11 protein-coding genes and 1 pseudogene are annotated in these 12,801 nt (G+C 43.5%); 5 read left to right on the top strand and 7 right to left on the bottom strand.

What is annotated here, in order from left to right; all coding sequences use genetic code 11:
* Both ACTJIX_RS02180 and filF read left to right on the top strand, forming a co-directional pair.
* Positions 1 to 247: pseudogene (locus tag ACTJIX_RS02180) on the top strand (IS5/IS1182 family transposase); the annotation flags it as partial.
* A gap of 39 nt (positions 248 to 286) precedes the next feature.
* On the top strand, positions 287 to 1,555 hold the full coding sequence (gene filF / locus ACTJIX_RS02185; RefSeq protein ID WP_440611126.1) for a putative pilus system protein FilF: 1,269 nt from the start codon (positions 287 to 289) through the stop codon (positions 1,553 to 1,555).
* 83 nt (positions 1,556 to 1,638) lie between these two features.
* On the opposite strand, the gene ACTJIX_RS02190 is transcribed toward filF, so the two are convergent.
* Positions 1,639 to 3,273 (bottom strand): phospholipase D family protein, encoded by a 1,635-nt coding sequence (locus ACTJIX_RS02190; RefSeq protein WP_372510698.1) that lies wholly within the window; start codon positions 3,271 to 3,273, stop codon positions 1,639 to 1,641.
* 101 nt (positions 3,274 to 3,374) lie between these two features.
* Here ACTJIX_RS02190 and ACTJIX_RS02195 point away from each other — a divergent pair, with 101 nt between their 5' ends.
* Positions 3,375 to 4,385 carry a metallophosphoesterase gene (locus tag ACTJIX_RS02195; RefSeq protein ID WP_004891549.1) on the top strand — a complete coding sequence of 337 codons (1,011 nt, stop codon included), beginning with the start codon at positions 3,375 to 3,377 and terminating at the stop codon, positions 4,383 to 4,385.
* 22 nt (positions 4,386 to 4,407) lie between these two features.
* Here ACTJIX_RS02195 and ACTJIX_RS02200 read toward each other — a convergent pair whose 3' ends face one another.
* The 3 genes from ACTJIX_RS02200 to trhA form a co-directional block, all read right to left on the bottom strand.
* The gene (locus tag ACTJIX_RS02200; RefSeq protein WP_004891552.1) at positions 4,408 to 4,848 is read right to left on the bottom strand and encodes a hypothetical protein; all 441 of its coding nucleotides are present in this window, start codon (positions 4,846 to 4,848) and stop codon (positions 4,408 to 4,410) included.
* A 143-nt stretch (positions 4,849 to 4,991) separates the two neighbouring features.
* Complete coding sequence (locus ACTJIX_RS02205) at positions 4,992 to 6,299, bottom strand: MFS transporter (RefSeq protein WP_004891555.1); 1,308 nt, start codon at positions 6,297 to 6,299, stop codon at positions 4,992 to 4,994.
* Positions 6,300 to 6,441: 142 nt separating this feature from the next.
* Positions 6,442 to 7,086: a PAQR family membrane homeostasis protein TrhA gene (gene trhA, locus ACTJIX_RS02210; protein ID WP_004814489.1), complete on the bottom strand. Its 645-nt coding sequence runs from the start codon at positions 7,084 to 7,086 to the stop codon at positions 6,442 to 6,444.
* Positions 7,087 to 7,187: 101 nt separating this feature from the next.
* Between trhA and ACTJIX_RS02215 the strand changes: the two genes are divergently transcribed.
* Positions 7,188 to 8,408 carry a class I SAM-dependent methyltransferase gene (locus ACTJIX_RS02215; RefSeq protein WP_004891558.1) on the top strand — a complete coding sequence of 407 codons (1,221 nt, stop codon included), beginning with the start codon at positions 7,188 to 7,190 and terminating at the stop codon, positions 8,406 to 8,408.
* The gene (locus ACTJIX_RS02220; RefSeq protein WP_004891559.1) at positions 8,402 to 8,833 is read left to right on the top strand and encodes a GNAT family N-acetyltransferase; all 432 of its coding nucleotides are present in this window, start codon (positions 8,402 to 8,404) and stop codon (positions 8,831 to 8,833) included. Before ACTJIX_RS02215 ends, ACTJIX_RS02220 begins: the two co-directional genes overlap by 7 nt.
* Positions 8,834 to 8,893: 60 nt before the next feature.
* On the opposite strand, the gene ACTJIX_RS02225 is transcribed toward ACTJIX_RS02220, so the two are convergent.
* From ACTJIX_RS02225 to ACTJIX_RS02235, 3 genes are all read right to left on the bottom strand, one after another.
* On the bottom strand, positions 8,894 to 9,235 hold the full coding sequence (locus ACTJIX_RS02225) for a hypothetical protein (protein WP_004891561.1): 342 nt from the start codon (positions 9,233 to 9,235) through the stop codon (positions 8,894 to 8,896).
* A 154-nt stretch (positions 9,236 to 9,389) separates the two neighbouring features.
* Positions 9,390 to 11,522, bottom strand: coding sequence for a 3-hydroxyacyl-CoA dehydrogenase NAD-binding domain-containing protein (locus ACTJIX_RS02230; RefSeq protein ID WP_004891563.1), 2,133 nt, complete (start codon positions 11,520 to 11,522; stop codon positions 9,390 to 9,392).
* A gap of 10 nt (positions 11,523 to 11,532) precedes the next feature.
* Positions 11,533 to 12,738: an acetyl-CoA C-acetyltransferase gene (locus ACTJIX_RS02235; RefSeq protein WP_004891565.1), complete on the bottom strand. Its 1,206-nt coding sequence runs from the start codon at positions 12,736 to 12,738 to the stop codon at positions 11,533 to 11,535.
* Between the last annotated feature and the right edge of the window lie 63 nt (positions 12,739 to 12,801).

Genomic DNA, 12,801 nt, shown 5'->3' on the forward strand with positions numbered 1-12,801 from the left:
GAGTAGCTCGCTAGAGCGAAATGAATTACTTCGAACAATTAAACGTTTAGGCAGGACACTATGGAAAAAATGGTCAGGCTATCATCGGCGAAGTTTGGTTGAAACTAAGATGCACTGCATTAAATTATTAGGAGATAAACTCAGCGCAAGGAGTTTTGGTAGCCAAGTGAATGAGATCCATGCACGTGTAGCAGTCCTTAACAGATTTACGGAATTAGGTCGCCCACTTACCCAAGTTACGCCTTAAATTTGGCTCAATTAGGGGCGCTTTGCATTTCAAATCTTTGTGCAACAAAGCCGTTCAGAAGGGTTAGTAGGATGCAGTAATCTTAACCGAGAATGCTCGCTAACAGATACTGACCTGACACATATCTTGGGTCATTTTATATTGATGACTGACCGTCAGGGGATGACTTTCGGCAGTGGCTTACAGTGGAAAGGCAAAATAGAAAGCACAACCCAGAATCCTGGTGATTTCACCACGATAGGTGGACTGAATGCTCATTTAATTCGTAGTATTAAACCTGTACAAATGACTGCTGATGCCCAAAATTCATGGATTGACCCGGAAACAAAACAAATTACCAATACACCAGGTTATCTATTCAGAGTAGGTGACTCTACTACCGAGAAACTCAAGATTGAACAAGGTCGCTTATATAATGATTATATGATTGCTGGTAAAGAGCGTTTTTATAAGGTTTTGACCGGTAAGAGTGTGAGTTATAACTTAAATGAGAGTGAAAAACGTGAGCTAGGTCTGTGGCAGCAAACCGGGGGAACACTGAATTTTGCTGGTACGATGGATCTTTATAAAATCTATCCAATCACACATTTGGACCGAAGGGTTTTCACGACTCAAAATAATGTAAGAAATCAAGAAAATTATTTTTTCCCGCTTTATGGAAATTTAAAATTTACCTTAACAAATGATTCAAACAGAATAATTAATTTGGGCATTGTGATTGATGAAAATGGTGATATTCGTACGAATATTAAACCTGCTACAGCAAAAGTTGATGAATGTAGTGCTGAATACAATCCATCTACAATGCAAACAACCTATTTGGTCGAGGATTCTGAGGATACGGATGCGGTAGAAACAGTACAACAATATCGTATTGGAACCGTTTCACGTGCCTTTGTACCTGCAGCTGTGAGAAAGAAAACAGACAATACACTTTCTATTCGTATGGTTTTCGCTAATGAGGAATTAGGCGATTTGAACGGTGCTCTCATTGGTATGAATTCCACCATCAAGACCTCAACTGATGGTTCTTCCGAATCCATAGTGGTAGGGGGAGCATTAGTGAATTTGACTGATTTATTTAATGTGAGAGTAACAGGTGACGGTACGAATACTCCTAAACCGACGATCAGTTTGACAGACTCTGAAGGGAATACGGTAAAATGGGCAAATAGCTTTGCTAGCTTTAGCCAAGTTTATGGTAAACAGAATCCTTCTGATGAAAGTGTTAAGAGATTATCCAAACTTGCAGGAGGTACAGTTAGCCTGACCGCTGCTGAATGCTATAAAGTAAAAGCGAAATCCTAATATAAAAAATTCAATAAAAAACCAGTCGCATCGACTGGTTTTTTATTATTTGGTTCAGCTATTTTTCCAGACGGGCCATGTTGTTACATGAACCCTTCAAGCGGAAGCCAAGACACAAACTTTAATAGGGCTTTTTGATGCCATTTCATTTTCGGTTCTTTGGTCAAAGTTTTAATTTCACCATTCGGTTGCTGGATCTTCCAGTTGATATTCTGATTGGCATCTAATACCAGCTTATAAGCATATTTACTTAAGTTCTGATCCATGGTTTTATGCACAGCTTGTGCTAAGGAAGGGCTATTGAGTAATACACCAATCTCTGTATTTAGATAGGCTGAACGCGGGTCAAAGTTAAAAGAACCAATAAATACCTGTTTCTCATCTAAGGCCATCAGTTTTGCGTGTAAACTGGAACGACTCAGACCTTTCAAGCTCACTTTAGCCTTGTCAGCAATTTCCTTGGTATTGGCATTCAGGTTTGCTGCATCTGGCGCCGCTAGAAATTCGTACAACTGTACATCATGTTCCAGTAAATCTTTACGGTACTTAGAATAAAAAGCATGCACAACAGGAACGTCATTGGCTTTATAAGAATTGGTGAGTACTCGAATCTTTATATCTTTTTGAGCCAGACTTTTGAGCCGTTCTGCACCTTCTTTTTCTGGTACAAAATAAGCAGAGACAATATCTACACTTTGTTCAGGTTTTTCCAGATGCTGTAACAACTGGAAATTCAGGTGTTCTTCTTTTTTTGCCTTGGACTTGATCTTGGTAGGCGGGTCTTTGACTACTTCTGCTTCAACCCAATCCAGCTGGATATTATGATCAAGCCATTTATCAAAAGCCTTAGACCTGTTAGCTAAGTCGAGGTAGTTTTGTACTCGTGGGTCATCCTGATGTGCTTTTAGCTGCTGTTTAAGGCTTTCAAAGCGTAGGCTATGGTGACGTGGATTAACAATATTCCGCACTGGATAGGCATAGTCATCATTCCAGTATTCATCAAAGGAATGGATAATCTCATCTGAGGCAGCACCAACCAGCAACACATCTACATCGGAAAATTGATAGGCATCACTTACATTGTAATACTGATTACTCATATTACGTCCGCCAATCAAGGCAATCTGATTATCTGCAATAAAGCTCTTGTTGTGCATACGACGATTGATACGTTTCAAATCCAGTACCATATCCATGGCACGATGCTGGCGGAAGCGATAGGGATTATATAAGCGAACATCGATATTTTGATGCTGATCCAATGCCAGATAAATGCCTTCCATCTTCTTGGCATTGTTGTCATCAATCAGGAGGCGGACCTTTACTCCACGGTCGGCGGCCTGAATAATGCCATTTAAGGCCAGTGCGCCAATCCGGTCATTGTCCCAAATATAATATTGCAGATCTAAAGTCTGCTCGGCCTTATGAATCAGTTGCATACGGGCTGCAAGTGCTTCAAGTGGATCATAGAGAACATGATATCCAGTCAAACCTAGATATTGATCACGTAAAGGTTGAACAATTTTAGCCAGGGAAGTCTGTGAAGTATCAGTTTCAAAGGCAGTATGTGAAGGTCGTTCTACCTGCGGAGGAAGCGTGCTGCAGGCAGGGATCCCCAGAACAAGGCTCAAACCCAGTAAAACAGCAGATTTATATGGAGTATTACGTCGGGAAGTGACCATGGGCTGGTCAGCCTTGGAGCGGGGAGCATTCGTCATATGAATCTAAGCGTGATAAATTAGGTTTGAGTATAATTGCCAGCTGTGAAAAGATAAATACAGAGCAGAGAATGTACTAAAGAACTGGACAAGGCGAAATTATGGGGAATATCGATTCCGTGATCTTATATTTCTATATCGGAATGGCGATTTTGGCGCTGTGGTGTATATCGCAGGCGTGGATCAGTCAGTCACATACCCAGACGATTCATCCCTTTAAAGCCTTTACCCATCTGCTCGCTTATTATCTATCTTATCTACTGATTCCTTTATTTTTCTTTAGTATTTATGGCGGTTTTAATGGATATTATTCCATTCATGAGGCAGTATTTATCTGTCTGCTCAGTGGGGTACTGTGTTATGCACGTTTTATTGAGCCGCATTTAATCCAGATCAAGACTACTCGTTATCAGATTAATACTGATAAAAAAATGCGGCAACCTGTTCGTATTGCTTTAATTGCGGATTTGCATATTGGTTTATTTTCTGGTCATGAACGTCAGCTAAAACAAATTGTACATAAATTAAATCAGCAGCAGCCTGATTTGGTAGTGGTCGCAGGTGACTGGACCTATGAACCGGAAGATACCCTGACCCAAGAACTCGCCATTCTGCAGGAAATTCAGGCACCGGTATATTCTGTGAATGGTAACCATGATGAGCAGTACCCGGGACCGCCCATTCAAGAGTTATTACATACTGCTCTAGTAAGCAATAATGTTATAGATATTGAAGGGCAAATTGTTGAATTTGATGAATTTCGCCTGGTGGGTATTGGTGATCTCTGGGCGGGTAAAGCGGATATGCGGTTCTTGCCAGAGTTGCCGCAAGATAAGCCCTGGGTGATCCTGTCACATAACCCGGATACGGTAGACATGGTGCCGAAATTGCCAAGCCGGCCATTGATGCTTTCTGGACATACGCATGGCGGGCAAGTGGAATTACCGTGGTTGACGGACTATGTGATGAAACGGGTGTCAATTCTCGGACATAAGCGCGGCTTATATCGACATGAACATGCCGATGTATTTGTCACTGTCGGAACAGGTCTGGTGGGTGTACCTTTCCGTTTTCGTGTACCACCCACCATCGATATCATTGAGTTGATATAAATGATTTGGCGGATTTCAGTATCTAGCCAACCATCCAGATAATTAGCAGAATCAGAAGAATAATACCTGCAATGATCCAGATCAGATGCGGTCCATTTTTTGCAGTGACCGGTTCAGCGACTTTTTCCTGTAACTCTTGGGTCGACTCTGGAATGGGTGGGCGGGTAGCATGATCTTGTGTAGCACTTGCAGGGATGGAGACTGCAATAGAGTCGGTTAGCGCTTCAGTCTTCAGCTGTGGATTAATGGTGACATCATCACTAAATCTTGCGCCTTGTGTCTGTACCTGTAAGGCAGCATCATGCTCCATCACGATCGCGGCAATCACTTCAAGCGCCTGCTGTTGGTCTAATGGCGTATGTTGAACAATATATTGGATGGCTTCGGTTTTCTTATCTTCTTCCAGTAAGACCACAATATGAACCAGCTGGTCTTCGGTCAAATATTCGATTGGATCCTGCATATCTTATCCTTTTCGTTATGAATCCGTTTCTGTATTGTTCCGTAAATAGAGGAGGAGAAATAGCAGTTTTTTGTTGCACACCAAATTTCGGAAATAAAAAAGCCAGTGCATTCACACTGGCTTTTTAGAGGGTAATCCTAGAATTAGATCTGATTGTTTACATCATCATTCTTGGTTTCACGAATCAGCAGGAATGCCAACAGTGACAGGATAGAGGCTGCTGTCAGGTAATAACCCACGGCAGATAAACCATATTGTGTTGCCAGCTTGGTTGCGATTAAAGGCGCAAAAGATGCACCGAAGATGCCTGCCAAGTTGAAGGTCAAAGCGGAACCTGTATAACGTACTGAAGTCGGGAAGATTTCAGACAATACGGTACCAATTGGGCCATAAGTTAAGCCCATGATCGCAAGTCCGATACACAGGAACAGGAATACGATAACTGTACTGCCTGATTCAAGCATGTCGGCAAAGAAGATACCGAAGATCGCAGAAACGATACATACACCGATTGAAGTCGCTTTACGACCGAACTTTTCTGCGAATACAGCAGATAATGGAATGAATGCAGCAAAGCATAGCGTTGCAACTAATTGCAACTGAAGAAATTCTTCACGTGAATAGCCTAGCTGCTTAGTACCCCATTGCAGCGCAAAGACAGTTGTTAAGTAAAATACAACAAAGGTACAGATAGCTGCAATTGTACCCAGTACTAACATTTTAGAATGTTTTTTAAATACTTGAACAAAAGGTACGTTTACTTCTTTTTGCTTGTCCAAAACGTTCTGGAATGCAGGTGTTTCATGTAGTTTTAAACGAATCCAAAGACCTACAATAACAAGAAGCGCACTTGAAATGAATGGAATACGCCAGCCCCAAGCCATGAAGTCAGCTTCAGACATCAATGCACCGAGCGTCAAGAATGAGCCAGTTGCCAGGATAAAGCCAATTGGTGCACCCAGTTGCGGGAACATACCATACCAGGCACGTTTACCTTCAGGTGCATTTTCAGTTGCAAGTAAGACCGCACCTGACCATTCACCACCCAGACCAAGGCCCTGACCTAAACGGCATAATGCCAAAAGCAAAGGCGCTACAATACCAATTTGAGCATAAGTTGGCAGTAGGCCAATCGCTACAGTAGACAGTCCCATGGTCAGCAAGGCAGCGACCAGAGTAGCTTTACGACCAATTCTGTCGCCGAGGTGACCAAACAATGCCGCACCGATCGGACGCGCAATAAAGGCAATTGCGAAAGTCGCAAGTGACTGGATCGTTGCGGTCATTGGGTCTGTACTTGCCGGGAAGAACAAATAAGGGAAAATAATGACAGCGGCAGTGGCATAAATATAGAAATCGAAGAACTCGATTGTAGTGCCTACTAAACTCGCTGTTAAAACGCGGAATTTTGAGTTTTGTGCTGGCTGAGCAGCAGAATTTGACGACGCCATGAATGACCTTACACTTACTAAAAATAAAAGAACTTAGTTTTAAAAGCGTAATCTTTTTAAAAAAGGCGTAATTTCTTAAAAAAACAACTGCAATCTTCTCAATTCAACTCGCTCAGGGTCACTGAAATGGAGAATGAGAGGATTAAATCACGTAAAGATAGATAGACAGAAAATGTGATCCTGCGCCTATCAATACAAAAATGTGCCAGATAGCGTGCGTATATCTTACTCTTTTTAATGCATAAAACAATGCACCCACCGTATAAGCAAGTCCCCCAATGATGAGAAAGGTTAAAGATTGTACTGATAAATATTTTTGCATATCATCAATAACTAACAGTGCAAGCCAGCCCATTGCGAGATAAGCAAACAGGGAAAGTTTCTGAAAACGATGAATGAAAATGAACTTGAATAGTGTTCCAAGGACAGCAATGATCCATAAAGCAATCAACAAATACTGGGCTTTGGCCGTTGGAATGGCAATTGCCAGAAAGGGGGTATAAGTACCGGCAATCAGATAATAGATCGCAGTATGGTCAATTTTTTTATAGAAATAACGTCGGTCTGCAGTTGTGGCCATGTGATACAGCATGGATGCAGAAAAAAGTACAATCATGCTCAGTGCATAAACCCATAAGCCAATCCATTGACCCGTACTAAGATAAGAGCCTTTAATCACCAGTAAAATACCGGCAATTACTGACAAGGCAGCACCTACACCGTGACTGATGTAGTTGATGCGCTCTTCGACAGCATCATAATCCTGGAGTAGTGGTGCATTTGACATAGTTATCATTCTTCTTAAATATACAAATGTATAGTAATTCAATTTTGCTTTTAGGGTAAGAACATTTACACTTTAACGGCAATTCATTTCAGGTTTCTTTTATGTCCATTTTGGCTTCTCTCTCGGTTCAAGAACAGCAATTTCTGGATACTTTCCAGCAAGCTATTGAAACAGATCAATTTGATCGTCTGATTTTAAGTCAGTATAAGGGCGAACTGGAACAACTGGAGAAAATGACCTTACGCGTCATTTGGCTGAATGAGCAAAAAGTACTGAGTTGTCTGTACAGATATAAAACCCAGGACGTCACTAAAAATTATCCTTTAATTGAGGCTTTGTCTCAGGTCACTGAATTATTGGCCTGTTGCAAGCAGGCCAATCTCATCACTACAGCCGAAGAATTGCAGCTGAAAAAAAACAAGAAAAAAATCATGCTGACCCGCAGCAAAACTCAACCTGTCGTTAAATCCAAAACTGCTGAACAGGGCCATGACCGGGTCAAGCAGCGTTATGTGGATCAGGACAGTGTGTTTCTGCAGCATCTCGGCATTACTGATCAGCAAGGTCAGGTCATTCCGAGCATGGCGCGCAAGTGGAAACAGATTAACAAGTTTGTGGAAATTTTCTCGAATGCGCTTTCGCAGATTAAAGCCTCTCAGGAAGGTCTGCAGGTAGTAGATTTTGGTTCAGGTAAGGGCTATCTGACTTGTGCCTTGTATGACTATATGCAAAAGCATGGACAGACACCGTGGGTGACGGGTGTAGAACTGAATCCGAAAATGGTCGAGTTTTGTCAGAAGGTGGCAGACCAATCCCAGTTTAACCAGCTCGATTTCTTCCAGGGTGATGTGCGCACCTATGAGCCTGAGCATCTGGATGTGATGATTGCCTTACATGCTTGTGATGTGGCCACGGATTTTGCCATTCATACCGGCATTCGTCTGAATGCGCAGATCATCATGTGTGCCCCATGTTGTCACAAGGAACTACGCCCACAGTTACAGGCGCCAAAAGTTTTGAGTCCAATGCTGCAATTCGGGATTCATGCGGGCCAGCAGGCAGAAATGCTGACAGATACTATTCGTGCCTTGTTGCTGAAAGCCTATGGTTATGAAACTAAAGTATTCGAATTTGTTGCGCTTGAGCATACCAGTAAAAACAAAATGATTCTGGCGGTGAAGCGCAAGGACGATCAGGAACCGGATCAGGACGTGCTGAATCAGATTCAGGCTTTGAAAGAGATGTATGGGATTCAGAAACACTCCCTTGAATTATTGCTCAAGGATGAATGGGATCAACAGGGGATTGGTTGTAAATGCTAAATCATGCTGAGCTAAAAATTGTTGCAGGCACTTGGGCCGAGCTGGCTGCCGCAGCCAGACTGATTCGCGAAGCTGTGTTTATTCAGGAACAGCATATTGCATCGGAAGATGAATGGGATGCAGAAGATAAGCTGTGCACCCATTTTGTGGCTTATCTGCATGATCAACCGGTTGCCACAGCCCGACTATTAACAAGTAATAGTATCGGTCGTGTTGCAGTACTGAAATCAGCGCGTGGTTTCAAGATCGGTCAGCAGTTAATGCAGGCAGTGATTGACTATGCATGCGCTGAAGGACGGCAGTTTATCAAACTTTCCTCTCAAGTCCACGCTATCGGCTTTTATCAGGTTTTGGGTTTTCAGCTACAGGGTGATGAATATCTAGACTGTGGAATTCCACATATCGATATGTATTTACAACTTTAAAGATTCATTTTCAGATATAAAAAAGCGAGGCATGAACCTCGCTTTTTTTATCGTAAGATCTTAATGATCATGTGCACCATGTTCGGTATCCATATGGGCATGTTCATCTGCTGACATATGCTGTTCTTCAGCAGCTGTTGATTGCGGTTCAGTACCTTGTTGAGCTGCTGCACGTGCTTCACGATCTGCCTGAGCTTTGGCAATGGCTTCTTCTGACATGGTTGGGGCATTTTTAAATGCGTGTTGCTGGGTATCCTGTTTCTTCTGCTGGCTTGGCATGTAGTCCGGTTCATTGCTGACAGCTAACCAGAAGATAAACATGAATATACCACCAATTATGCAGAAGATAATCAGTGCTCTCCAACCCCAAGGCGAATTTTCAGGAGTATTTTGATCAGACATGGTATGAACCCAAAGAGGATATAGAATCTATGTTACTTTATAACATAGATTGGCTGAAAAGCAGACTGGATTTGCACTGTAAAATATGATCATTTTTTCAGTAGACTTATAAAAAGAGGAGCTGAACGCTCCTCTTTATTCTGTGCGAATTAGATTAGAAAGTTTCAGCAGCAGAAACCTTATTTTTTAACAGTGCCGGTGCTTTAAAGCGTTCACCATATTTTTTTTCCAGTACATTGGCACGTGCCAAGGCCTTCGCCAGTCCATACTGATTTAAATACTGCACTGCACCACCGGTCCAGGCAGGGAAGCCAATGCCAAAGATCGAGCCAATATTTCCTTCTGCAGTTGACTGCAACACGCCTTCTTCCAGGCAACGTACGGTATCCAGTGCCTGTACAAACAGGAAGCGTTCAATCATCTCCTGCTCAGAAATCTCGGTATTTTTATTCCAGTGACTGAGGCCTGACCAGAGTTGTTTTTTCCCACCTTCAGGATAGTCATAAAAGCCCGCGCCAGCTGCCTTTCCTTTGCGATTAAACTGGTGAATCATGGTTTGAATGACTGCATCGGCAGGTGAGGCCTGACGTTCTTTACCTTCTGCCTGAAGTACCTTGCGCGTTTCATTGCTAACATGCTCGGTCAGGGTTAAGGACACTTCATCCTGAACTGCCAATGGACCAACGGGCATACCAGCTTTTAAAGCAGCCATTTCAATACGTGCTGGATGCACACCTTCTGACAGCAGACGCAAACCTTCTTGTACAAAAGTACCAAAGACACGGCTAGTAAAGAAACCACGACTGTCATTCACGACGATTGGCAACTTGCCGATCTGCTGCACGAAATCAAAAGCTTTGGCGAGGGTTTCGTCTAAGGTATTTTGCCCCCTGATGATTTCTACCAGCTGCATTTTATCCACCGGACTAAAGAAATGCAGACCGATAAATTTATCTTGATCCTTACTTGCCTGTGCCAGATTGCTAATTGGTAAGGTCGAAGTATTTGATGCCATTACGCCGTCGGCAGCCAGATATTGTTCTGCTTCCTGAATCACCTGAGCTTTCAGTTCCTGATTTTCAAAGACCGCTTCGATGATCAGGTCACAGCCCGTCAAATCTTCTGTGTTTGCAGTGGGATGAATCAGATTTAAAATCTGTTCGCGCTGTCCAGCTGTAAGTCGACCTTGACTGACTTTCTTGTCCAGCAGTTTCTGGCTATAGGCTTTGCCTTTTTCAGCAGCTTCGATCGAGATATCTTTTAGAACGACCTGAATACCTCTGCTGGCGGTGACATAAGCAATTCCAGCGCCCATCATCCCTGCACCCAAAATCCCAACTTTCTTGGCTTGCCATTTGGCACAATCTTTTGGGCGATGAACCCCGGATTTAATACTGTTCATGCCATGCCAGAAGGTGCCGATCATGTTTTTCGATATCTGACCGGTCGCCAGATAGGTGAAATAACGGGATTCAATACGGAGGGCTGTATCGACATCGACCTGCGCACCTTCAACTGCTGCAGACATAATCGCTTCAGGTGCTGGATAACAAGCTTTGGTTTTATCACGTAGCATCGCAGGAGCAATTGCCAGCATTTGTGCCACTGCTGGCGTGGATGGTGAGCCGCCTGGAATCTTGTAGCCTTTTTCATCAAAAGGTTGTACGGATTTAGGATGGGCTTTAATGCATACAACTGCTTTTTCCAGCAGCTCATCAGGGCTATCAGCCGTGTCATGAATCAAGCCCAATGCTTTAGCTTTTTCTACACCGAGCTGCTTACCTTCCATCAATAAAGGAAGAGCGGTTTGCAAACCCAGCAAACGAACAGTGCGGACTATGCCGCCACCACCGGGTAGCAGACCTAAAGTCACTTCAGGTAAACCAAATTTGCTTTTTGGATCATTCAAGGCAATCCGGTGGTGGGCACACAGGGCAATTTCCCAGCCACCGCCAAGAGCGGTGCCGTTCAAGGCTGCAACCACCGGAATACCACGGGTTTCGATATAGCGCAGCTGTACTTTCATCTCTTCAATCATGTTGAAGAATTCAGTGGCATGTTCTGGTGTAGCTTGAATCAGTTCATCCAGATCACCGCCAGCGAAAAAAGTCTTTTTGGCTGAACGGAAAATAATTCCGGAAATTTCATCATCTACTTTAAGCCTATCGACAACTTCGCTAAGTGCAGTGCGAAAGTCGGCATTCATGGTGTTAGCAGACTGGTTTGGAGAGTCAAAAGTCAGAACAACAATATTGTCCGCTGTTTTTTCAAATTGAATGGCGCTCATGGTTCTCTCCTTAAACCAGTTCAATAATAGTGGCAATACCCATGCCGCCACCGACGCATAAAGTTGCTAATCCACGTTTTTTACCCTGGCGTTCCAGCTCATCTAACAAAGTACCGAGAATCATGGCACCGGTTGCACCCAGTGGATGTCCCATGGCAATGGCGCCACCGTTAACATTGACTTTGGCTGGATCAACGTTGAGTTCTTTAATAAAGCGCATAACGACTGCGGCGAAGGCTTCATTGACCTCAAACAGGTCAATATCATCAATGCTGAGACCAGCTTTAGCCAAAGCTTTACGTGCAGCCGGGGCAGGGCCGGTGAGCATAATGGTTGGATCAGCGCCCACCAGAGCCGTTGACAAGACTTTGGCACGCGGTTTCAGGTTCTGCTCTTTAACAGCCTGTTCTGAAGCAAGCAGGACCAAGGCAGCACCATCCACGATGCCAGAAGAATTTCCCGCATGGTGCACATGATTGACTGTACCGACTTCTGGATATTTTTGCAGGGCAATTGCATCAAAGCCCATCTGTCCCATGGTGGCAAAGCTTGGGTTGAGTTTGCTGAGTGTTTCAATTGTCGTATTCGGTTTAATGAACTCATCTTTATCCAGAATCACCACACCAGCTTTATCTTTAACTGGCACAATCGATTTATCAAAATGACCACTGGCCTGAGCTGTTGCCGCTTTTTTCTGGGACTGTTCTGCAAAACTATCTACATCATCACGGCTATAACCATCAATGGTCGCGATCAGGTCGGCACCAATGCCTTGTGGAATAAAATCACAAGCCATATTGGTTTCAGGATCGAGCGCCCAAGGGCCGCCATCCGAACCCATCGGTACGCGGGACATGGATTCGACTCCACCCGCAACCACTAAATCCTCCCAACCTGAACGGACTTTTTGTGCGGCCATATTGACTGCTTCCAGACCAGAAGCGCAGAAACGGTTAATCTGTACACCAGCCACATCGTTATCCCAACCCGCTGCAATTGCTGCAGTTTTGGCAATATCAGCACCTTGGTCACCAATCGGAGTGACACAGCCCAAGACAATGTCATCAACCTTGGAGGTATCTAAGGAATGACGCTCTTTCAGTTCATTGAGCAGGGTAGTGAGTAAACTGATCGGTTTGACTTCATACAAGGATCCATCCTTTTTTCCCTTGCCACGTGGTGTGCGAATGGCATCGATGATATAGGCCTCGCTCATACAATTTCCCTTTTTTGAATGAATAAGATTTGTTCTAATCATTTTGAGTGTAATGATTCTTTA

Origin of the sequence: Acinetobacter sp. 22323 (genome assembly GCF_052044895.1) — a bacterium.
GTDB lineage: Bacteria > Pseudomonadota > Gammaproteobacteria > Pseudomonadales > Moraxellaceae > Acinetobacter > Acinetobacter schindleri.